A 22,692-nucleotide genomic window follows, 5' to 3' on the forward strand; every position below is an offset into this window, starting at 1 on the left:
GTGTGCTATTTTTTTGTTTAAAATTGTAGAATGATGTTGTTTTTTGCGATTCATATAGTAAGATGAAAATAGTTCATTTCTTCCATAAAGAGCTACATAACTTCATAGATGAACAGGAGTGCACAACAAAATATGGTTTCAAAGTCACAACCTTCCGTAATCGTACTCGGTGGCGGCGTCGCTGGAATGAGTGCTGCACACGAATTAGTAGAACGTGGATATCGAGTATCTGTGTATGAAATGAGAACTACTCCCGGAGGAAAGGCACGCAGTATGCTTGTTCCTCAATCAGGTACGAATGGGCGCAAAGACCTGCCTGGAGAACACGGATTCCGTTTCTTCCCTAAATTTTACAAACATATCACGGATACGATGAAACGTATCCCATACAAACATAATGAAGACGGCGTATTTGATAATTTAGTAGAAGGAACGAATTTGGGGCTCGCTTTTTTTGATCGACCGATGCTGCCATTTCTTACGGAGTTTCCACAGTCGTTGGCTGACTGGCGGACATTGCTTAAATCGTTATTCGACAATAAGCTCGGGCTGAGCAATGAGGATGTCGAGCATTACGTCTCCTGCTTGTGGAAAGTATTAACGAGTTGTGACGAGCGCCGCTTACTTGATTTTCAGCGCGAGTCGTGGTGGAACTTTCTTGAAGGGGATAAGCAATCCGATACATTCAAGCATATTTTTACAGGGCTAACACGTGTACTCGTTGCAGCTAAGGCGCGTGAAGCAAATGCTTGTACGATTGGTACGGTGGGAGCTACATTAATGCTAGACATGGTCCTTCCAGGAGGAAGCGCGGATCGGATGCTAAATGGACCGACGAACGATGTATGGCTGCATCCATGGCTTGATCATTTGCGCGCAGAAGGCGTCGAATTTCATCTTGGAGCTAAAGTCGAACATATCGAATGTCAAGTTGGGAAGATTCAAAGTGTAACGATAAGTCAAAATGGCTCCAATGAAGTCATAACTGCCGACTATTATATTGCGGCGTTTCCAGTAGAAATTATGGCCAAATTACTTACGGATGAACTTGTGGCAGCTGACCCCTTGTTAGGTGGACTCACACAGTTAGCCGAATCTGTTGAGTGGATGAACGGCATACAGTTCTTCTTGAATCAAGATGTACCCGTTGTACATGGACATGCGATCTTAATGGATAGCCCGTGGGCGTTAACGCTCGTGTCGCAAGCGCAATTTTGGCCGGATTTTCCGATGGAGAGCTTTGGTAATGGTGATGTGCAGGGCGTGCTATCCATTGATATTTCCGACTGGGAAGAGCCAGGCCTCTTGTATGGCAAGCCCGCAATGAAATGCACGAAAGAAGAAATTAAGGAAGAAGTATGGGAACAACTGAAGCGCAGTCTCAATGTCGAGCATACGATGTTGACAGACGACATGCTTGTGACATGGTTTTTAGATGAGGACATTCAGTTTCCTAACCCGCATGAAGTCATCAATATGGAACCGTTGCTCGTCAATCGTGTCCATACATGGAATTTACGGCCGAACGCTTACACGGCGATCCCGAATTTATTTTTAGCAGCTGATTACGTTCGGACCAATACGGATTTGGCGACAATGGAAGGGGCCAATGAAGCGGCTCGCCGAGCGGTTAACGCTATTATAGAAGCAAGTGGTTTTGATGCTCCTTATTGTAAAATATGGGATATGTACGAGTATCCTTTACTGTCAGCATGGCGTCAACATGACCGCTCTCGATATGAACGCGGACTTCCGTGGAACGGTAAAATTATGGGCTAATCCGTTTCATGGCGTGCATCTTTCGAGCGTTGTTTAGGCTGCGCATTGCTATGGAAAGGAAATGTTAGCTTTGATTCAATCTATTATTGCACATGAAATAAAAGATTTGTTCTATATTATGAGCGCATGCCTCATGTTTTTAATTATTACACCTAAGTTTATGTATAATCATAATCGGCGTAAAATATTGTTCGTCCTTATCTTAATCGTCTTGACGTTCTGTTATATCGGTTACGAAGAGATTAATCCTTTCGTGTATGCGGTGTATACAACGCCAGTCTGCCTAGCACTAGCTGCTCTATTCGAAGGCGTTATTCCAGGTATTTTTACGTGGTTGGCCTTTAATATTTGTGGTGTGTTGTTTGTGCAAAATGATTTTTTGCCGTCATTCGTCGGTTCGACGATCTTGTTGGCTATCGGTTGTTTTTTTCATTACCGGCAATTGATGCAAAGTACGTATTGGCGAATTTCTCTTCTTGCGATCACAATGCTTACAAGCTATCTGATCCCATTTCTATTCTTGTTTAACAAATGGGATGATGTGACGAGCGTGGAGATGATCATTGCCATTGTGGGATCCTATTTGTCGTCGATATTTGTAAGCTACCTTTACTATCACGTCAAAAATCAGGAACGATTAAGCGAAGAGCTATATCGGGCGGAAAAATATCAGGTAATTGGGCAGTTTGCAGCGTCTATTTCGCATGAGATCCGTAATCCGCTCACGACGGCGCACGGTTTTTTACAGCTGATGCGGCGCGAGAATTTAACGCCAGAGCAAATGGAAAAATACCGTTCCTATGCGATCGAAGGCATTAATCAAGCCAATGCGATCATTACGGATTATTTGAATTATGCCAAACCGACAGTTGAGCGTCCGAAGCCGCTCAATATCCAATGCGAGATTGATAGTGTTATGCCGATGATTACGTCACTTTGTGTGCTGTCGCAAATTGAACTAGACATTCAACATTTGTCTAAACAACCGATGTACGTCATGGGGGAATCCAAGAAATTCCAACAATGCTTGCTTAATATTATGAAAAATGCCATTGAAGCAATGGCGAACGGCGGTCATTTGAACGTGACGACGTGGTCAGATAAAGAAGGCGTCCATATTCATGTGAAAGATACAGGAGTAGGGATGAGTGACTATCAAATTAGACGAATCGGCATGCCTTTCTATACGACGAAAGAGAAGGGTACAGGCTTGGGCTTAATGGTCGTGATGAGCTTGGTGCAAGCCATGCACGGCAAAATATCGTACTATAGCCGACCAAATGAAGGCACGACATGTGTATTGTTGTTCAAACCATTGAAAATGTAACCGTGAATAAGTCCAGCAGATGAGTAAGATGATGCTGGGCTTATTCTGTATACGAATGGGTGGCGGGGAAGACAACCTCCCGATTATCACCATGTACCTAGCGAGCATATGACACTTCTAACGTGATTCATGTAACAACATGATTGGCGGGGAGCGTCTTTTTTTATATTATTGGATCTAAAAGTATATTACGCATAAATCAAGAGTGAAATTAACCGATATATCATATATGATTAAAATATACATATAAGACATCTTAGTTACGAGGAGAAGAAGCTATGCAACTCAAACTTACTGTACAACAGCGCCTCATTCTGTCTTTTTGCGTCATACTCATTATTCCCAGCTTAACGATTGGTTTTCTTTCTTTTGAAAGCGCTAATGTAATTGTTAAGCAGCAAGTTGTTCAATCTACCGAACAAAACATGAAGCTATTAAACAGTGAAATTGATACGTTGATCGTGGATAGCAAACGGAACATTGAGTTCCTTGCGCAGACCGTGCAAATTCAAGGCGATGTGAAGGCTGACCATTCTCCACTTCGTCAACTCGTGAATCGTTTTCAAGCTCTTCATCCAGACCTAGTCAGTACGTATGTGGGGACTGCGGAAGGCGCTATGATTCAAGCGCCTAAATTAAAATTACCAGCAGATTATGACCCAAGAACCCGAGAATGGTACAAGCTGGCTATGAAAAATAAAGGGAAAGTCGTGGTTACTCCTCCTTACAAAACGGCTTCTACAGGCGATGTCGTCGTTTCGTTATCTCGGACAACAGCTGATGGACGTGGAGTCGTGGGAATGAATTTGAAGTTGGATCATTTAATGACGATGACTAGTGATGTCAAAATCGGCTATCAAGGCTATGCAATCATTCTCGATCAGACGGGTAAATATATCGTGCATCCCAAGCTAGAGCGAGGTAGTACAGCCGAAGGGGATTGGACAGAAGCGGTGTACGCGAAGCCTTCGGGTCATATCAGTTATGTATTTGATGGTACACCGAAAGAAATGTACTTTATTTCGAATGAGCAAACGGGCTGGATTATTATAGGGACCATGTATCCTGAAGATTTTGCGAAAGCGTCCGAGCCTATTTTTAATACGACGTTTATCGTTATTGCTGTGGCGATTGTGTTGGGAGCTGTCATCATCTTCTTTATCATTCGCTCGATCTTAACTCCTTTGAGGCGTCTCATGAGAGCTGCTCATTCCATTAGTGAGGGTGATTTGACCGTGCAGCTGGATGATGTCTCTCGTGATGAAATCGGCGAGCTTAGTCGCAGCTTCAATCTCATGATGAAATCGTTGCGATCCGTGTTAAATGAGGTGTCAGACACGTCGTTGCACTTGTCTTCCTCGGCGCAAGAGTTAGCAGCAGCCTCCGATCAGTCAGCTAAAGCGTCGCAGCATACGGCTGAGAGCATGATGGAGCTTGCGGAAGGTTCAGAGCAGCAAGTGTTGACCATGAACGAGGCTGACCGTACCGTGCAAGAAATTACGCAAGGTGTAAAAAGCATTGAAGGTAGTTCACACACGGTAGCGCAAGCTGCAATTCAATCGTCAGATGTCGCTGCGGAAGGTAGTCATTCCATCCAGAAAGCGATCAAGCAGATGGAATCGATTAGCAGTAGTGTCCATCAATTAAGAGATACAATGAACGGGCTTAGTGCACATACGCATAGTATTGATGACATCGTCAAGGCGATTTCAGCTATAGCTTCGCAGACGAACCTATTAGCGTTGAATGCTTCAATTGAAGCTGCGCGTGCAGGTGAGCATGGCAGGGGCTTTGCGGTGGTAGCCAGTGAGGTACGCAAGCTGGCTGAACAGTCTTCCATCATGGCACGGCAAATTGCCGAGACGATCCAGCTTATTCAGGTTGAAATGAAGAAATCGGCGGCGCATACGGTAACAAGCGCAGCGGAAGTAGAGCTTGGGATCGAAGTGATGAGTGACACAGGAGCTGCGTTTGCGCGGATTGAGCAGGCTGTCGATGTGGTGGCAACACAGATTCAAGAAGTATCGGCATCCGCGCAGCAAATGGCTGCAGGTACAGAACAGATGAATGGCTACATGCACGAAGTGAAAGTTGTGACGATGAAGATGGCCGAAGGAACGCAAAGTGTGTCAGCCACGACTGAGGAGCAGCTTGCCTCGATGGAGGAAATGAGCACGTCAGCAGAGGAACTGTCTCGTATGGCAGAACGTCTGGAATTACAAATTACGAAGTTCAAACTTTAAACTTTAAATATTAAACATTAAACATACCTATCGTTCGCTCGGGTCTCATTGTGAGGCAGATTCAAGACTGTGTTGCGTAGCGGGAAAGCTGTTATTAGGCTTTTCTCGTTGCCGATACCTGATATAATATAGGGGAGAAACCGAGGTGATTAAGATGGCGAAAAAGAGAAGACAAGCAGCTGCTCCAGCGGCATCTTCGTCGGACAAGCCAGCTACGTTAAAGGATTTGCTTGGCGCTGATGTGTTGAACAAGCTGAAGGCGCAAAGCGAAGAGCTGAAGGCAGCCGAAGCGGAGCGCAAGGAACAAGAGCGCAAGGTGGCAGAAGATGCGCGCAAAGCGGAGCAGAAGATGCTTGATAATGATTTTTCGTATTTGTTGAACAATAGTAAGATGGATTGGAAAAAGTTCAAATCTTAAACTAAAAAGAGAGCCTGTGGGCTCTCTTTTTAGTGTGTGAAATAGGTTGGGTAGTATGCTATCATTAAACCATTGTTTATGGCAATTAGTGGTTGTTATCCATGTTGTCCGGCCAACCGAGCATGATGATCTCTTCATCGTTAGTTTCGATAAGCGGTGACAGCTCGGCGTCTGCTTGGCGCAGCACCCACAATTCATGCAGGGCACGCGTACAGCCGACATACATGAGCTTGGCGTCGAGCGGGTCGCATGGATAATGTTCTGCATCCGCATCCATCAGCAGCACGGCGTCAAATTCCAGCCCTTTAGACAAATAGACGGGCAGTACAGAGACGCCGCCGGCGTATTGCTGTTGGTTGCCGTCTATTAAGTTGACGGCAGCTCCTGCGGCTTGTAGGTTGCTTGCTAATGCACGTGCTTCGTCTGCCGTGCGAGTTAGCAGTGCCACCGTATTGTAGCCGCTAGCCTTCATATGCTGAATCGCTTGGATAAGCCGCGATACGGGATCAGCTTGCAGTTCAATAAGGCGCACTCTCTGCCCGCTACGGAACACAGGTACAGCTAGCATATCGGTCTTGACGCCACGTTCGAGAATGACGTTGGCGAAATGAATGATCTCCATCGTAGAACGATAGCTGCGTGTTAAGGCAAAATAATCATTTTCATCCGTCTTGAACAACGAGCGCATTTCCGACCAGTCCAAGATGCCTGCATACGCATGAATCCCTTGTGACAAATCACCTAGCACCGTGAACGAATGGTTACGCACGAAGTAATCAAGTACAGCCACTTGCAGCGGTGAGAAATCTTGCGCTTCGTCAATGACGACATGGTCGTATCGATATTCGCTCGCAACGCCGTTCAAGCGAACATGCAAGTACAGCATCGCTGCCAAATCCTCATGCCGAACCGTCTTTTTGCGCAAGTAGGCGAAAGTTTCCTTCTGCACATCTGGCGGTATGACCGGCAAATCGTCTACACGGTCTGAATGCGCTGAATGTTCTGAATGCGTTAAGTGCTCCGCGTCCTCCATGCTCTCTAGCGAAACGTTCAACGGCTGCTTAGGATCGAATAAGGAACGATACATGCTGAACGTATCGAGATCAGCCCACTTTTTCATGTAGGACTTCAAACGCTGGCTTGCTGATTTTTTCTTCTCTTTCAGCAACGTTTTGGAACGTTCGTGTTTCAGTTCCATTTCAATCCAACGTTGAATACGGCTGAATACACGCTCTTTTCGCTTTGCAGGCTCATATGAACGGTACTCGTTGTAGAACCAATCCGAGATGATGCGATTGGACAACACACCGCCGTCCCATGGAATAAAGTTTTCAACTGGCACAGCTTGTTGCTCCCACGCGGAGAGACGAGCCTCAATCATACGCATAAAGGCAATGGAGCCTTTAAAGCGCCCAGACACTTGATCATCGAGTACAGGCCGTCCAGCGATAGAACCAAACCATTTTTCAGCTTGTTCCATGGAAGATGCCAGCTCAACTTTGCCTTCAAGTCCAATCACTTCGAGCGTCCATTCGGGAAACGTCCGCTGCTGAATGTTGCCAACGCCCAATTCAGGCAGGACATTCGAGATATAATCGAGAAACATCCGGTTCGGAGCAAAAATCATCATCTTGTCGGCGCGAATTTGCTCGTGATATTGATAGAGCAAAAAAGCGAGACGGTGCAAGGCAACAGTTGTCTTACCGCTTCCAGCAACCCCTTGGATAAACAGCGCTTTGTTCTTGGGAGCGCGAATAATTCGATCTTGCTCTACTTGAATCGTAGATACGATATCACGTAGACGATTGTCTTTATTTTCACCTAGACGGTACACGAGGAATTCGTCCGTAACAGGCCCGTCTCCTTCGCCTTCCTCACGATTAAACGTATCTACAACCCGTTGAAGAGACTGCTCACGAATCACGAGGTTCCGTTTTAGATGTACATATCCTTCAATTGCACCTTCTGGTGCTTCGTAACTAATTAAATCTGTGCCGCCCGTAAACGAGTAGAACAAGCTGGCGACTGGCGCACGCCAATCGACGACATACGGATAACTCTCTGCCTGACCAGGCTTAATATCACGATCGACACCGTGCTTACCGATATACAGCGGCAATGGGAGCTTGCCAAGTTCTTCAAAGTCAAGGCGGCCAAAATATGGCTCTTTCATGGCCCGCTGCAACCGCTGTCGGCGCATTTCACGGGTATCTTCCAGCACTTGCTCGGTAAAATCCGTCCCCGTATATACAGGAACACTGTGCAGCCGATCGTATTGACGATGAATTTCCGTCATGGTCTCATGTAGCCGTTCAGCTTCTTCTTGATAGGCACTTTGAAACGAGTCATTCATATTCAGTTACCTCCTAAGAGTTAATATTCCCAGCTTCACGAATTGAATATCTTCCGTTCAGATACAGATCAGATTCTGGAAAAAGGGAGAATCAATATACCATACCACCATTGAAAAATCAACGTAATTGCCAGCGCAACCAGCATCTTTATGCGAGTTAAAGGAGGGTCTACGATGTTTAGTCCAGCTCTGCGTCCAATTCCGCGATCAGCCGTCCGGCTTTGGTGCGGAAAAAAAGCTTACCGACTGAAACGTTATGTAAAATGGTTTACGATGCGCAAGCAATTTGCCACAACCCGCTTAAAGGAGCTGTTGCCCTATGTTGTGGCTACGCATCAAACGCCGTTGTACCGCGTGTTGCAGCATGTAGATATGCACATTCAACGCAACAAAGTCCACAATTTGAAGCTGGCCATAGCACAGCTAGATGGGCTTATTGTTAACCCAAGGGAGACGTTATCGTATTGGCGTTTGATCGGCAATCCGACTCGGCGTAAAGGGTACGTCGAAGGAATGATTTTATTTTACGGTCAAATGAAGTTAGGAATTGGAGGCGGACTGTGCCAGTTATCCAATCTGATATATTGGATAACGTTGCATACGCCTTTGCAAGTGACAGAAAGGCATCGACATTCGTATGACGTCTTTCCCGATGCCAATCGAACCCAGCCTTTTGGAAGCGGAGCAACGTGCGCTTACAATTACTTGGATCTCATGATTCGTAATGACACGGATGACGCCTATCAATTGCATCTCTATGTCACCGATGAAATGCTAGTAGGGGAATGGCGCTCTGTTATGCCTAGCCGCTATCAGGTTCACATATATGAGCGGGAGCATCGGATGTACGAGCAACCTTGGGGCGGCTATGTACGGGAAAATGTCATTGCCCGCAAAGTAATCAATGAGGCGGGTGAATGCTGCAAAGATGAGGAAGTAGCCCGCAATCAAGCGTTAATGATGTATGCACCATTATTGGAAGGCTGTAAATGAATTGAAGTAAATTGAAATGAAGTGGAGTGGAGCGGTATGGTGGGAGCGTACGTTCGTCATTTCAATTTGTCATAATTCAGACAAACTTCAGTCTTGTTGACCTTTATAAAAATGAATAGAATAATAGGTATTATTTATCACTATTTCAATAAAAATTTGCAATTATATCAGCAAAAGTTATAGATGTGTTGAAGTGGTCAAATTGGTTATGGAGCCACTTTTGAAAGCGTTAACGCATGGGGCGGCTTAGGAAGCGGGCCTTTCGTGTAGTAGCAGTATAATCATTAGCACAGTTAACACAGTAAGAACGGTTAGAGCATCTAAAGCAGTTACCTAAGTAATCGACATCTGGGAGGCTTTTTTCATCATGGGGGATCTGTTGCACGGACTTCTTGGTATTTCAGTCGTATTTTTGCTAGCTTATTTGCTATCTTATAATCGACGTGAAATTCGTTGGCGTCCGATCATTATTGGATTTGCAGTACAGTTTGTGTTTGCACTTATCGTGTTAAAATGGAGTGCTGGGCGAGAGATGCTTAAGCGCGTGTCAGACGGTGTGAGCAGCGTCATTTCTTATGCCAATGAAGGGATTATGTTTTTGTTCGGCGGTTTATATAGTGAACAATCGGGCATAGCGTTCGTCATGGCGTTCAATGTGTTGCCGCTCATCATTTTCTTCGCGTCCTTAATCGCGATTTTGTACCATTTAGGTATTATGCAACTGTTCATCAAATATATCGGCGGAGCTATTTCCAAGCTGATGGGAACGAGCCAAGCGGAGTCGGTTTCCGCTGCCGCTAACATTTTTGTTGGCTATACAGAAGCGCCACTCGTCATTAAGCCGTATATCGCGAACTTAACCCGTTCGGAAATGTTTGCCGTTCTAACAGGTGGATTGGCAAGCGTATCGGGTTCGGTGCTTGCCTCGTACTCTGCACTCGGAGTGCCAATGGAATACTTAATTGCAGGTGCGTTTATGTCCGCTCCTGCGGGACTCGTGTTGGCGAAGATCGTTATGCCTGAAACGGAACAAATCGTAAATAAACAAGTGAAGTTCGAGAAGTCAGACTCCGTTAATGTCGTTGATGCTGCTGCAAACGGTGCAATTGACGGCCTGAAATTAGCAGCTAACGTTGGTGCGTTGTTGCTCGCGTTCGTTGCCTTGATTGCATTGGCGAACGGCCTCGTGGGCTGGGTTGCAGGCTGGTTCGGCTATGAAATTACGATTCAGCAAATGCTCGGCTATTTATTCGCCCCGCTCGTATTTGCAATCGGGGTTCCTTGGAACGACGCCGTTATCGCAGGCAGCTTGCTCGGTCAAAAGTTAGTTTTGAACGAATTTGTCGCTTATATTGATTTTGCAAAACATATGAAATCATTGGATGAAAAGACAATTGGTATTATGAGTTTTGCGCTGCTCGGCTTCGCAAACGTTAGCTCGATGGCTGTCTTAATTGGCGGTGTCGGCGGTATGGCTCCGACTCGACGTGGTGAAATCGCAAAAGTAGGCCTCAAGGTCATTTTGGCGGGTGCGCTTGCTTCGGTATTAAATGGAGCGATTGCGGGTATGTTGCTTTAATTAATCATAACTTGCCATTTACATGTTTAAATAACTAACTAGACGATCAGGGGAGGCCGCGGCCTCCCCTGATTTTGTTACAAATAGCTTCTACAGTAGCCGGCATATGCCAACTGTTATTTTTTATCGCGGAATAGCAGCAGTTGCTTTATGAACTGGAAAATCATTTCTTGCTCATTTACCGTTCGGTCTTGCAACTGAAACATGATCTTATCCGTGAAGGTCGTGTCTATGATGTCGGATCGCGGTGTATCGAATTGAAACAATTGGGCTAACGGTACGTCAAGTGCAGTGGAAAGCTTGTCTAGCGTATCGACAGTCGGGCTTTTCTCACCACGCTCAAGCTGCCCCATATAAGATGTATTAATGCCTGCTTTTAACGCCAAACTTTCTTGACTTAATCCCCGTTGCTGTCGTAAAGCACGTAAATTTTCCCCAACAGCTCGTGCAATTTCACTCATAGGTTTCACCTCTATGGACAACATAGAGTTTCGAAAGGAAACCCACAATATTCTATAGTATGTACTTGTTATAGTGACTATAGTCATTGACGACTCTGATAACCTGTACTATAATAAAGAGGACTTCAGAAGCTTGCCTATGTTCAAGATGTCCGTAGCTGGTTTTAACGAAAGGAAGGGTGAACATGCCGTCGAGTTCGTTAGAGTATACTCGAATTGGCGACCTCATAAGACATTACAGAAATAAAGCCAAATTTTCATTGAAAGAGTTAGCAAGACGATCGGACATCTCGAAAGGGAACATTTCGAAGATTGAAAATGGGGACGTTAAAAAGCCCGATTTTCAAATGCTGTTATGTATGTCGAACGTGTTAAACATTCCGTATTCGGAAATGGCGGCAAGTTATATCGAGGTTGAGAAAAAATCCGAGACGCTGTTAGCCATATTAATGGAAACGATCCAGCGGGCAGACGTGAATTTAGTGGCGAAAGTAGCTGCAAAGTTTCTCGCCTCCGATGGGGATAGCTATGAATTAGTTGAACAATTAAGCTCCCTTGTGCAACAGGTAGACGACACATCCGTCAAACTAACCTTAACCAACTCCATTATTGACCACTCCTTATGTCACGGCATCATGCCCTATATCGCAAAGGGGCTTTATCAGAAGTACATGCTTATTCGCAATGACTTTACTCAACTCCAGACTACCTTTCAAGCAGGCAAAAATGTATTGACTTATGTTCATTTTTTGAATCCAAATGAACGCCTCACTTTTTATCAAGCGATGAGCATTCACGCCTATTGCCTAATGCGCTTTGATGAAGCGATTCAATTCAGCGAAAGCGTGCTGCAATTAGACAACATTCAAAGTGAGCATCGAGCAAATGCGCTGTTTAATATGTGCAACGCTTACTTTTATCTCGGCAAATACGACGTCAGCCAAGTTTACCTTCATCAATATAGCAAGCTGTCCTTCCCATTTGTTGCGGACAATGTGAAATTGAAAACAGGGTTTATTAATGGGAGATTAGGCAATGTAGACTTGGCCATCACGCAAATAAGGGGGTATTTGCATAAGTATTCAAATTACAATTTGATTTTTGCGGTAACGGAGCTTATGGATTTGTACATGTTAAAAGCGGACATGTGCGCAGCTAGTGAAATGTTGAATTACGAGGATGAAATGGAGCGATCGATTCAGCATGATATCCAAACAACGCCGTTTAAACGTTCCAAAATGGCCTACTTTTATCAACAAAAAGGGCATCTCCTACTTGCAAGCGGGCAATTTGATGAAGCCATTAACAGTTTCCTGCAAAGTACAACCGTTTATGTGCGCATAGGGGAGATGGAAAAAGCTTTTGGCAGTTTTGCTCCTGTAACGGAAGCGATGGCTAATCACATTTCAAGCTTCAGTGCGGAGCTGCTCCACACGATCGACCGCGTGGTTAAACAATTAAGTCATACCCAGAGGGAGGATTGATGTTAATGAACAAATGGATGTCGAAAGCAGCGTTACTCGTCGTCGTGTCCACGCTATCTTTAAGCGTAATCGGCTTTGACCAAGTTGGCATATTCATGGACATTCCTTGGATCGGACACCAATAACAGCTTGGGGTGGGAACATCCGCTCGTCCTGTTAGGGTCGCACGGATGTTCCCGTTTGATCAACGTTTTGTATGATATCCGCGTTCATCGTAAGGCTGAAGCTGTTCCATCCATTTTTCTTCCAACTTTTTCAACTCATCTTTGGTGTCAACGTATACGTTTTCCTGCTGCTTCAATGGCTCTAACAATTCAAAAGTAAAGGCAGTTTCCCCGAATTCATTCCACTCGCGTTGCAACGCTTTGTTCATATGCGTGCCCAACTGCAGCATGAATCGTTTACCTTCTAGCGTTTTTACATTTCGTGTGCTATCGATCCAAATTTTTTGATTGACGTTGTTTTTAATTTGATAAACGCCAGCCACCGTTTTTAGTTCTTTGTATTGTTGGACTAGTTCTTTTTTACGATCCATCGTTAATTCTCCTTTGGTAGAGTATTATTTTTAACCCAATATTCGCTGCAATCGGGCTTTCGATCAAGGAAGCCATATTCAATTAAATACCTTCTGAGCGTGACATAGTCGTCATACACCGTTTTTAAGATGTGATTCACTTCTTTTTCACTGTACACGTGATCACTTTGGAAACGGGTTGTAATCTCACGGAGCAGAACAAGCTTATGCTTCTCCTTGCGGGCGAACTTGTGCAAATGGCCGTCTGTTCCTTGCGGGAAATACTTTTTCAAAAGCGCTGCTTGCTCATCTTGCGTCACATTGTAGCGATCATCCACCATCGTAGCGGTTTGATGAACCTCGATAAAGGCTGGTGCATGCCTATCTTTTTGCTTGGACAGTTCCATCATCGCTAAAAATATTTTCGCCTGACGCTCCTTCTCCTTTAGCGCAAAGCGATGGTTGCGAATCGTGGATGCGCTACCGATGCCCAGTTCCGCTTGTACTTCACTATCGCTCTTTCCTTGATAAAAAAGGCGCAGCAGGCTGTTCTGATGTTCGGTTAAACCGGTTAGCTTCTTATCAAGGCGGATCAAGTAGTCAAACACGGATTGGTGTGCTTGCTCAATATGAAGTCGAGTGTAGCGTTCCGCTTCATACCATTTATCTTGATCAGGGTATATGATTCCTTGCTCAAATGATTTACCACATAGCAGGCATATATAATGATTGTCTTCATAAATATAACCGATCTTAAGTTGTTCGGATGAGGCATTCCAAAATAGTTCTGGTACATTCATTTCATAAACACATCCCTTTTTTGTTTATTATTATATAGATAATATACTAAAACATCTATTGTTTATCAAGTTTTATTTGCGGTGGACAAACTTATTCTTCCTGATTGAGGTTATTTATAGAAAGTACAAGCGTTAAACTTTATAACGTTCTTTAAAAAGTATCAACTTTCGTTGATCCCTCATCTATGAACACGCGGTTCTCCCCGTTACAATGAAACTAACAGCATTCGATTATACAAAAAAAGGAGAGAATGCCCATGTCTGAAGTTGAAATTCCCGTTCGTGAATCGCCGTATCCAGTAAAGCGTGATTCAATGCTAAAACGTATTCTTAAACAGTGGGACATTCAGCTAATGGTTTTACCGGGATTAGTATTGGTATTTATTTTCTCATATTTACCGATGTACGGAATCGTGACCGCGTTTCAAGATTACAACCTGTTCAAAGGCATTTCAGGAAGCCCATGGGTCGGATTAAAGCACTTTGAAGCATTTTTCAATGCACCTGAGTTCGCTACTGTGATGCGGAACACGATTGTCATTAGTTTGCTGAAGTTATGTATCGCCTTTCCGGCACCCATATTACTTGCGTTAATGCTCAACGAAATCAAAAACATGGTGTTTAAGCGATTTGTACAGACGGTAAGTTATTTGCCGCATTTCTTATCGTGGGTTATCGTTGCAGGTTTCGCAGGATCGTTGCTTTCCACAGATAACGGCAGTATTAATATGCTGTTGGAAAAGTTGAACTTAATTGATGAACCAATTAACTTTTTAGCGTTAAAAGATTATTTCTGGAGTATCTTGATTACAACCGGGATTTGGAAGGAAATTGGTTTTTCTTCTATCGTGTACTTAGCTGCTATTTCGGGTATTGACCCTCATTTATATGAAGCTGCTTCGATGGATGGAGCAAGCAGGATTAAACAAATGTTTTTGATAACGCTTCCATCTATCATGCCAGTCGTTATCATTTTCATGATATTGGCGATTGGTAACTTGCTGAACGCAGGCTTTGAAGAGATCTTGCTCTTGGGCGTCAATCCAGCACTGCGCGAAGTATCAGATGTTATTGATACCTATGTGTATCGGGTCGGATTGAAAAATTATCGCTACTCCTACGCTGCAGCAGTCGGTTTGTTTAAAGCTATCATTAGTGTAGGCTTGCTCACGATTGCGAATGCCATTGCACGCCGTAGCGGCAACAGCTTGTGGTAGGAGGGGGAGAGTCCAATGAATCCAATGAGACATAGCTTTGGTGATCGACTATTTATCGGCTTCATCTATACGTTCTTAACATTTCTCGCTTTCGCTACCTTCTATCCGTTCTGGAACGCAGTCGTAGTCTCGTTCAATAGCGGGCAGGATACCGTCCTTGGTGGCGTTACGTTTTGGCCACGCGATTTTACGCTAGAGAACTATGAGATTGTGTTTAAAGACGAGCGAATGGTTACCGGTTTTATGGTATCCGTGCTGCGTACCGTTATCGGTACACTGCTTAGTATTATAGCAACAGCTATTTTCGCCTATGGGATGACGAAGAAAGAGCTTATTGGGCGCAAATATTACATGATCATGTGTATCGTAACGCTGTATTTCAGCGGCGGTCTCATTCCAACATTTTTAATTATTCGTGGTATCGGGCTGATGGATTCGTTCTGGGTTATGATTATTCCGACGTTGTTGAGTGTATGGAACATGATTATTTTCCGTACGTTTTTCAGTGGTCTACCAGGTGGATTAGAGGAATCGGCTAAAATAGACGGCTGCACGAACTGGGGCATCTTTTTCCGAATTATATTGCCGCTATCGGGTCCAGTAATCGCGACATTGTCCTTGTTTACAGCGATTACGCATTGGAACGATTGGTTCGTACCAAGCATCTATTTGACAAATACCGACTTGTATCCGATCCAGACGATTTTGCAGCAAACGTTGAACTCCAACATTATGAGTGAGCAGCTGTCACAGGTCGATTCAGCGGCGGCCAGCCATTTGACGAAAATGCAAAGTGTAACGACGAAATCGTTGTCGATGGCGACAATGGTTGTGGCGACATTGCCAATCATCTGCGTCTATCCGTTTGTGCAAAAGTATTTCGTTAAAGGTGTGCTTGTAGGCTCCATGAAAGAGTAGTACAGATTCATATGAGGGATTTAGGTTAGAGATTTTTTTACGGGGATGTTTAGAGCTTCGCTTTAAGCATAGATGCGTCACATATTATGATGCTCGACAGAGAGGGGTTTGTTGCTATGAAAAAAGGGTGGAAACGCTCGGTTGCGCTACCGTTAATTGCGTTGATGGCAGCAATGTCGTTATTGTCAGCTTGTGGAGGCGGCGGAAGCAACCAAGCAAGCGGCGACCAAAAAAAGCCTGCGGGTGAAGCGACAACAGCAGGCGATACGACAGCGAAGTATGAGTTTGGCAAAGAACCGCTGGATTACACGTTCTACGGTCACTACGGCTGGTACACAATGCCACCGTGGGGTAAAGATGAAACGACAAAGTGGATTAAAGATAATATGAAAGTTAACGTTACCCCGATTCATTCCGGCGGTAATGCGGAGCAAAAATTGAACACGATGATCGCGTCAGGCCAACTGCCAGATGTGATGTGGATGGACCGTGGGCCGGATGTAGAGCGTTTGCGTGAAGCAGATATGCTCGTGCCGCTTGATCAATATTTGGATAAATATCCAAACTTGAAAAAATGGGCTGGCGAAGAGACACTTAATATGCTTCGCTCGAAAGATGGCAAGTTGTATCAATTCCCGAACTGGTACACGACGCGTGCCAATGGTAACGCAGGCTACATGCTGAACAAAAAAATATACGAAGCATTAGGTAGCCCTAAGATTGAAACAACAGACGATTTGTACAATTACTTGAAGCAAGTCAAAGCGAAATTCCCAGATGTTATTCCGTTTGACCCGAGTATTGATGGTCAAGGGTTCGAATCACTTTACTCAGCATTTAAGGAAGAGCATCCGCCAACATTTATTTTCAACCGTGCTGTACCGAAAGACGGCAAGCTCACGTCCATCTTCGCGGATCCTGTATTCCGCGAGTCGATGCAATTCGTTAGCAAGCTGTATCGTGAGAAGCTCGTTACGCAGGACGCATTGACGCAAACGATGGACCAAGTTAACGAGCGAGTTAACACAGGACGCGTTGCAGTATTTGCTGCTTCGAGTACGACAGACTTTGGTACGCGTGGTACGACAGCACTGCGTGCGAAAGATCCAGATGCAGGCTACATTATGTTGTGGCCGTTCCACAAGCAAGGTGTAGACAAAAACAAAGTATACCCTGGCCACTACAATCAATTAGGTTGGAACGTAAGTGTTATTACAAAAAGCGCTAAAAATCCAGAAGCGATTTTCGCATTCCTTGATTGGATGACTGGCGAAGAAGGTATGAGCACGATGTTCTGGGGACCTAAAGGCAAGTATTGGGATGGTACTGATGACAAGGGTATTCCTAAACTCACAGATGCTTATTTCAAAGAAGAGCAAAAGCGTCGTGAGCTAATGGACTCCTTGATCAACTTGCAATGGGTAGGAAACACTGGATTTGTTGATGCGGCAAAATCGAGCATTGAAGAGAAACTTCCAGAAGAAAAACGTACTTGGGAAACGAAGTACCAAATGGAAATTACATGGAAGACACAATTTAACTGGACGCAATTCGTGAACTTGGCGCCAATGCCTGATTCGGAAGAAGGTATTGTCGCACAGCGTATTAGAGACTTGTTCATGGAAAACCGTGCGAAAGCACTCTACGCGAAGAATGATGCGGAAGTTATCGCTGTCCTTGATAAAGCAGAGCAAGATGCACAAACAGCAGGCTACCAGAAGCTGCTTGATTACCAAACAAAGCGTTGGGAAGAAAACAAAGCGAAGTTAGGTATTAAATAATACTGACTTGCATGAAAGAGAGTATGCGCAAGTCGTGTATACACAGTTAGTTGAGAAGCTCCGTCATCATTTGTGACGGGGCTTATCTTTTTTATGTTGAGGGGACATGTTTATAATAATTACATAAAATTTACGTAAATAGCTAAATAATCACATGCCAATGTGTTACCATCTCCTTAGCTAAAGGTTTTAATTTGATGAGGAAAGAGGGAATGTCATGCAAATTAATTACATTTTGCGAAAGAAGTGTTACCGAACGATTGCCATGTTGGTCGTGTTCATGCTGCTACTCTCTAACATCGCTGTTGCTAGTGAAACGGAAGAACAGATTACTGCCGGAAGTGTCGAGATTGCAGCAAAATGGGAATTCCAGAGCATCAGGAATGACCCAGGTGTGTTTAACGCTGCATTTGGTCTGCATAAAGATTCCGCAACGATTGTGCAAGAGATTGGAAGCAGCTCCAGACAGGGTTTTACTTTTGACGACAGAGAGAAGAGCATCCGTTATCAAGGCTGGGACAATGGAATAGGCAAAAAAGCATGGGTGGCCACCCTTTCAACAAAGGGATTGGAACGTATTCATATATCCTCACAGCAGAAATCCTCAAGTACAGGACCCCGGGATTTTAAGGTTCAAATAAGTACAGATTCGACGAATTGGAAAGACATTAACAAAGGTGCGCTTACGCTAGGCACGGACTACAGTCCGGCTGGTTCATTAGTAGATGCTGCCCTTCCAAGCGAAGCCAATGATCAGGCACGATTATATATTCGCTGGGTTGTGAACTCCAACACAAGAGTATCAGGCACTGAATCGATAGGAAATACCGGTTCAAGCCGGTTAAGGGAAGTTGTAGTTAAAGGCGAGCGGAAAACACAAGCATCCCGGAAAACGCCCCAGTTGTTAAATATGACATTCAATGGCGACCCCAAAACGAGCTTGGCATTTGCATGGTACACCCCCCAAGACATATCAGGCACAAAGTTGCAGGTTGTTGAAGCTGCAGAAGTAGTAGATGGTAAATTTCCAGAAGCTAAAGCGATTACTTATAGCGGAAGTTCCACGATTATCGACACTTTCATGGTAAAAAGTGATCGAGCTTCGAAGAAAAAAGAGAGATTTGCGAGCCATAAGGTCATCGCCAATAATCTGAAGCCAGGTACGGCATACCAATACCGTGCAGGCAATGGGGATGCCGATGGGTGGAGCCCTATCGGTATGTTCACCACCGATCAAGCGGGCAAACACGATTTTCGCTTTGTTGTTGGCTCGGATTCGCAAGCTTCCAGCAGACCGACCTATGAGCTGTGGCAAGACACATTCCGCAGGGCGATTGATCATATTGGCGATCCGAAGTTCTTTATTTTAACAGGCGACTTGGTCGATAACGGCGATTTGGAATCCCAATGGCAGTGGTTTCTAGGTATTCCGCACAAAGAATTTGCTCGTGTGCCTTTCGTGCCCGTTCTTGGTGGTCATGAAGTTAAAGACTACGCGGGGGATGAAACCACCGATAACAACAATTTTTATAACCATTTCAACTTGCCCCAAAAAGTAGTTTCAGGCACTCATGATGGCTCGGTTTATGCGTTTGAATATGGCGACGCACTGTTTATGCAATTTAACTCTCAGTTTGCGGGAAGACTCAATAGTAATGGTCAGGTTGATAGGATAGATCCTGAATTCAAGGCCCAATTGGATTGGATGAGAAATCAAGTTGCAAGAACCGATAAGAAGTGGAAATTCGTATCCCTTCATAAAAGTCCGTATTCGGCAGGCGACAACGCGGGGAAGTGGGAAGATAACCGCATCCAATTTTACAAGAAGCAACTGATCCCTGTGTTCGATGAAATGGGCATAGATATCGTGTTTGAAGCGCATGACCATATGTATATGCGATCCTATCAGATGCTGAACGATAAGCCGATTAAGAACGTGGTACAGGACCCGCAAGGCAATGTAGTTAATCCCCCAGGTACCGTGTATTTGATGACGAATTCTGTGGGTGGAAAATTCTACACAAAATATCCAGGGTATAATGATTACTTTGCAGTTATTAACGCGCAACCTTTCAAAAAAATGTTCACAGATGTCTCGATCACGAACGATATCCTGAAATTCACGTCATATACCGCAGCCAAGGGCGAAAGCTTAACAAAATATGACGAGTATAGCATCAAACGAACGGACGTTAAGCCTGCCAAGGTCGAGCAAGCTAAAGTCACAATCGAGCGGGGTAAAGCAGTGATGACATGGAATTCCCCTTCCGGTGTCTCAGGGTCTGTTCGAGGATTCCGAATTTATGAGCAAGATGATAAGCTAGGGAAAAATTGGAGCCTGTATATCCCAGCAGTTGCGGGTCAAACCGAGTATAGGTATACGTTGAATCAAGTTGATGCAGCCCAAAGCTATCATTTTGTTATCAAAGCGGCCGGAGAGAGAAATAATTCAGACCCGGTTCAAGTCAGCACAGCCGCAGCCTATTAATAAATGGGTGCAAAAAAGTGATTTTGGCATTTTAGCATATAAATCATTGGTTTGCATGAGTTTGGATTTGAACACGAATAGCCCGCTTATGTGTGTTTGTAGTTGCACATAGGCGGGCTGCTTGTGTCGTGGATGGTTACCGATATTGTTATCGATTATTAACTCATGGGGGCATACGGGCACGTGATACGGTACTACTTTTTACAGTTGCACGCCTTGAATTGTGACATATCTAACATAATCCGGTATGGAATATACAAGCCCAGATAGGCACCGGGGTATAACAACCAAGGGTTCAGCAAAATAGTGTGCACATTTGTCGTAAATGTGGTCCCGTTGGAATTGGTCTGGATGACCGCAAGCGCAAGTACGATGCCAACGCTGTAGACACACAACAACGCAAGAAAATGAAAAGCGATTTGAAATGGTTTCATATAAAGTGTAACGAGTAGCATAACTAATGGAATAATGATGATCACGCTTATCGATATGATGCTCATCCTGCAAACACCTCCTCGTACCAAGCTGACCAAATGATCGAGATGTTATACATCGCGAAAATAGATTTGAATCAATTTGTTACAGACACCCTTAACAGGGCTGGTGTATAATTTATAGTATATCCTCATTTATCCAGCACATTTAGTGCAGCAGCACAGCACAGCACAGCACAGCATAGCATTGCGTTAACACGTCAGTACGTCAGCTCGTATTAACCATGGAGGTGCACGACATCATGTACAAAGTACTACTCGCAGACGATGAGATGCTTGACCTCGAAGGAATGAAGCAATTTATTCCTTGGCAACAACTAGGTCTTGAGATTGTAGCAGCAGTGAACAATGGTTTCTCAGCCTGCGAAGTAATCGAACAACAGCACATAGACATATTGGTAACAGATGTCAATATGCCAAATATGTCGGGACTAGAGCTTGCACGCCATGCATTGGATAAGCGCAGCGAAACGCGCATTATTTTTGTAAGCGGTTACCAAGATTTCCATTACGTTAAACAAGCGCTCTCGTTGAACGCTTGCAGCTATGTACTTAAGCCGATGGACGATCAGGAATTAATCGATTCGTTGCAGCGCGTAACGAAGGAGCTCGACGAGACGAAGCGCCGCCAAGCAGCGGATGCTGCCTATCAACAGGCGATCCCGATGGCGAGAAATGAATTGCTCGTTCGGCTGCTTGATGGCGATTCCACGTCCACGCTGAACGATGAATCGGGATTTTGGGAGCTTGCGCATTCATATGGCTTCCAATCGTTACAATGGCCTATTCGAGTTGCTGTTCTGGAAGCGGACGATGTGGCGTGGAAGCTTGACGCCAAACAGGAATCCGCCCGCCAAGAATTGTTTCAGTCGTTCTCTGCGGAAGTGTTAACTGCTTGTCTGGAGCAGGATATCTTGCACGTCTGCAAGTTATCACGCCAACGCTATGCGCTGCTCGTGAGCGATGAGAAGGCCGAGGCCGTGTTGCGATTTATGCTGCACCGTATTAAGGAGCGATTGTCATTTACGTTGACGATCGGACTTGGCTTGGCCGTGCAGCAGTTGAATGAACTTAGCTTGTCGTATCAGCAAGCAACAGAAGCTTTAGATTGCAAAATGTTTTTCGGCAAGGGCAAGCTCATTGCCTATGAACAGATGCAGCGCGCTCCAGAAATGGAAGATGCGCGTACACTTGATCTGAGGCTGGACGCCCTATTTACGGCTATGGCTAACTACGAACTCGTCCGTATTCACGACGAAATCGAGAACTTGTTCCTGTCCGTGCTTACGTTGCGCTCCAAGTGTACGATTCATAATTTAGCGATGTACATCGTATTCAAATTGGATCAATATTTGCACTCCGTGGATGAGGATTTATTCCGCTTGCTCGGCATGGAGCTACGCAATTTGGATATTTTATTGCAATTCGAAACGATGGACGACATTCGCTCATGGCTCGTGCGCAAAGTGTTTGAAATATCAGAAATGTTGCGTCGCAAAGCCTCAACGAAGAACGGTCGACTCATTCGCGAAATGCAGCGCGTCGTGCGCGAGCAGATGCATGAGAACATTACGCTGCGGGATATTGCGCGTCAGTTCTCTTTTTCACCGAATTATTTAGGACATCTATTTAAAGAAGAAACAGGCAAATCATTCAGTGAAATGCTCATCCAAATGAGGATGGAAAAAGCGCGGGAATTGCTGAAGGACCCGAGCCTTAAAATATACGAAGTTGCTGATCAAGTGGGCTATCGCTACCTTCCTTATTTTAGTAGACAGTTTAAGGAAACGTATGGAATGAGTCCTATGGATTATCGCAAAAAAGAATAGCATCTGGGGAATGG

At 44.6% G+C, this 22,692-nt stretch carries 17 protein-coding genes; 12 read left to right on the forward strand and 5 right to left on the reverse strand.

From position 1 onward, the window contains the following. The first annotated feature begins 132 nt into the window (after positions 1–132). The 4 genes from KIK04_RS19440 to KIK04_RS19455 all read left to right on the forward strand — a co-directional run bounded on the left by KIK04_RS19440 (position 133) and on the right by KIK04_RS19455 (position 5,767). Positions 133–1,779: a hydroxysqualene dehydroxylase gene (locus KIK04_RS19440; RefSeq protein ID WP_232275238.1), complete on the forward strand. Its 1,647-nt coding sequence runs from the start codon at positions 133–135 to the stop codon at positions 1,777–1,779. Between the two features lie 61 nt (positions 1,780–1,840). After that, complete coding sequence (locus KIK04_RS19445) at positions 1,841–3,106, forward strand: sensor histidine kinase (protein WP_232275239.1); 1,266 nt, start codon at positions 1,841–1,843, stop codon at positions 3,104–3,106. A 278-nt stretch (positions 3,107–3,384) separates the two neighbouring features. Beyond that, positions 3,385–5,349: a methyl-accepting chemotaxis protein gene (locus tag KIK04_RS19450; RefSeq protein WP_232275240.1), complete on the forward strand. Its 1,965-nt coding sequence runs from the start codon at positions 3,385–3,387 to the stop codon at positions 5,347–5,349. Between the two features lie 154 nt (positions 5,350–5,503). Further along, positions 5,504–5,767: a YqkE family protein gene (locus tag KIK04_RS19455; protein WP_232278821.1), complete on the forward strand. Its 264-nt coding sequence runs from the start codon at positions 5,504–5,506 to the stop codon at positions 5,765–5,767. 85 nt (positions 5,768–5,852) lie between these two features. On the opposite strand, the gene KIK04_RS19460 is transcribed toward KIK04_RS19455, so the two are convergent. After that, positions 5,853–8,120 carry a HelD family protein gene (locus KIK04_RS19460; protein WP_232275241.1) on the reverse strand — a complete coding sequence of 756 codons (2,268 nt, stop codon included), beginning with the start codon at positions 8,118–8,120 and terminating at the stop codon, positions 5,853–5,855. Positions 8,121–8,294: 174 nt separating this feature from the next. Here KIK04_RS19460 and KIK04_RS19465 point away from each other — a divergent pair, with 174 nt between their 5' ends. Beyond that, positions 8,295–9,113, forward strand: coding sequence for a VanW family protein (locus tag KIK04_RS19465; protein ID WP_232275242.1), 819 nt, complete (start codon positions 8,295–8,297; stop codon positions 9,111–9,113). 367 nt (positions 9,114–9,480) lie between these two features. Continuing rightward, positions 9,481–10,692, forward strand: coding sequence for a NupC/NupG family nucleoside CNT transporter (locus KIK04_RS19470; protein WP_232275243.1), 1,212 nt, complete (start codon positions 9,481–9,483; stop codon positions 10,690–10,692). Between the two features lie 116 nt (positions 10,693–10,808). Here KIK04_RS19470 and KIK04_RS19475 read toward each other — a convergent pair whose 3' ends face one another. After that, positions 10,809–11,153, reverse strand: coding sequence for a helix-turn-helix domain-containing protein (locus tag KIK04_RS19475; RefSeq protein WP_232275244.1), 345 nt, complete (start codon positions 11,151–11,153; stop codon positions 10,809–10,811). Positions 11,154–11,338: 185 nt separating this feature from the next. Between KIK04_RS19475 and KIK04_RS19480 the strand changes: the two genes are divergently transcribed. Continuing rightward, positions 11,339–12,637 (forward strand): helix-turn-helix domain-containing protein, encoded by a 1,299-nt coding sequence (locus KIK04_RS19480; protein ID WP_232275245.1) that lies wholly within the window; start codon positions 11,339–11,341, stop codon positions 12,635–12,637. A 184-nt stretch (positions 12,638–12,821) separates the two neighbouring features. On the opposite strand, the gene KIK04_RS19485 is transcribed toward KIK04_RS19480, so the two are convergent. Continuing rightward, a complete protein-coding gene (locus KIK04_RS19485; RefSeq protein WP_232275246.1) occupies positions 12,822–13,172 on the reverse strand; it encodes a GIY-YIG nuclease family protein in 351 nt (116 codons plus the stop codon). A 2-nt stretch (positions 13,173–13,174) separates the two neighbouring features. Beyond that, positions 13,175–13,951 carry a DUF2087 domain-containing protein gene (locus KIK04_RS19490; protein ID WP_232275247.1) on the reverse strand — a complete coding sequence of 259 codons (777 nt, stop codon included), beginning with the start codon at positions 13,949–13,951 and terminating at the stop codon, positions 13,175–13,177. Positions 13,952–14,265: 314 nt separating this feature from the next. Here KIK04_RS19490 and KIK04_RS19495 point away from each other — a divergent pair, with 314 nt between their 5' ends. From KIK04_RS19495 to KIK04_RS19510, 4 genes are all read left to right on the forward strand, one after another. Further along, entirely contained in the window at positions 14,266–15,168 is a 903-nt protein-coding gene (locus KIK04_RS19495) for an ABC transporter permease (RefSeq protein WP_442951184.1), read from the forward strand. Between the two features lie 24 nt (positions 15,169–15,192). Continuing rightward, positions 15,193–16,086, forward strand: a complete 894-nt coding sequence (locus KIK04_RS19500; RefSeq protein ID WP_232278822.1) for a carbohydrate ABC transporter permease — start codon at positions 15,193–15,195, stop codon at positions 16,084–16,086. Between the two features lie 116 nt (positions 16,087–16,202). After that, a complete protein-coding gene (locus KIK04_RS19505; protein ID WP_232275249.1) occupies positions 16,203–17,867 on the forward strand; it encodes an extracellular solute-binding protein in 1,665 nt (554 codons plus the stop codon). A 217-nt stretch (positions 17,868–18,084) separates the two neighbouring features. After that, on the forward strand, positions 18,085–20,355 hold the full coding sequence (locus KIK04_RS19510; protein ID WP_232275250.1) for a purple acid phosphatase family protein: 2,271 nt from the start codon (positions 18,085–18,087) through the stop codon (positions 20,353–20,355). Positions 20,356–20,549: 194 nt separating this feature from the next. On the opposite strand, the gene KIK04_RS19515 is transcribed toward KIK04_RS19510, so the two are convergent. Further along, positions 20,550–20,855 (reverse strand): hypothetical protein, encoded by a 306-nt coding sequence (locus KIK04_RS19515; RefSeq protein WP_232275251.1) that lies wholly within the window; start codon positions 20,853–20,855, stop codon positions 20,550–20,552. Between the two features lie 236 nt (positions 20,856–21,091). Between KIK04_RS19515 and KIK04_RS19520 the strand changes: the two genes are divergently transcribed. Next, the gene (locus KIK04_RS19520) at positions 21,092–22,678 is read left to right on the forward strand and encodes a helix-turn-helix domain-containing protein (RefSeq protein WP_232275252.1); all 1,587 of its coding nucleotides are present in this window, start codon (positions 21,092–21,094) and stop codon (positions 22,676–22,678) included. Positions 22,679–22,692 lie beyond the last annotated feature (14 nt).

Origin of the sequence: Paenibacillus sp. 481, from assembly GCF_021223605.1 — a bacterium.
In the GTDB taxonomy this organism is placed as follows: Bacteria; Bacillota; Bacilli; order Paenibacillales; family Paenibacillaceae; genus Paenibacillus_B.

Bases quoted from the DNA above. Each gene is read 5' to 3' on its own strand.
- KIK04_RS19485 (WP_232275246.1), bottom strand. From the start codon at position 13,172: ATGGATCGTAAAAAAGAACTAGTCCAACAATACAAAGAACTAAAAACG.
- KIK04_RS19490 (WP_232275247.1), bottom strand. From the start codon at position 13,951: ATGAATGTACCAGAACTATTTTGGAATGCCTCATCCGAACAACTTAAG.
- KIK04_RS19465 (WP_232275242.1), top strand. From the start codon at position 8,295: ATGTTTAGTCCAGCTCTGCGTCCAATTCCGCGATCAGCCGTCCGGCTT.
- KIK04_RS19455 (WP_232278821.1), top strand. From the start codon at position 5,504: ATGGCGAAAAAGAGAAGACAAGCAGCTGCTCCAGCGGCATCTTCGTCG.
- KIK04_RS19520 (WP_232275252.1), top strand. From the start codon at position 21,092: ATGTACAAAGTACTACTCGCAGACGATGAGATGCTTGACCTCGAAGGA.
- KIK04_RS19460 (WP_232275241.1), bottom strand. From the start codon at position 8,120: ATGAATGACTCGTTTCAAAGTGCCTATCAAGAAGAAGCTGAACGGCTA.
- KIK04_RS19500 (WP_232278822.1), top strand. From the start codon at position 15,193: ATGAGACATAGCTTTGGTGATCGACTATTTATCGGCTTCATCTATACG.
- KIK04_RS19505 (WP_232275249.1), top strand. From the start codon at position 16,203: ATGAAAAAAGGGTGGAAACGCTCGGTTGCGCTACCGTTAATTGCGTTG.
- KIK04_RS19495 (WP_442951184.1), top strand. From the start codon at position 14,266: ATGCTAAAACGTATTCTTAAACAGTGGGACATTCAGCTAATGGTTTTA.
- KIK04_RS19470 (WP_232275243.1), top strand. From the start codon at position 9,481: ATGGGGGATCTGTTGCACGGACTTCTTGGTATTTCAGTCGTATTTTTG.
- KIK04_RS19480 (WP_232275245.1), top strand. From the start codon at position 11,339: ATGCCGTCGAGTTCGTTAGAGTATACTCGAATTGGCGACCTCATAAGA.
- KIK04_RS19440 (WP_232275238.1), top strand. From the start codon at position 133: ATGGTTTCAAAGTCACAACCTTCCGTAATCGTACTCGGTGGCGGCGTC.
- KIK04_RS19445 (WP_232275239.1), top strand. From the start codon at position 1,841: ATGTTAGCTTTGATTCAATCTATTATTGCACATGAAATAAAAGATTTG.
- KIK04_RS19510 (WP_232275250.1), top strand. From the start codon at position 18,085: ATGCAAATTAATTACATTTTGCGAAAGAAGTGTTACCGAACGATTGCC.
- KIK04_RS19450 (WP_232275240.1), top strand. From the start codon at position 3,385: ATGCAACTCAAACTTACTGTACAACAGCGCCTCATTCTGTCTTTTTGC.
- KIK04_RS19515 (WP_232275251.1), bottom strand. From the start codon at position 20,855: ATGAGCATCATATCGATAAGCGTGATCATCATTATTCCATTAGTTATG.
- KIK04_RS19475 (WP_232275244.1), bottom strand. From the start codon at position 11,153: ATGAGTGAAATTGCACGAGCTGTTGGGGAAAATTTACGTGCTTTACGA.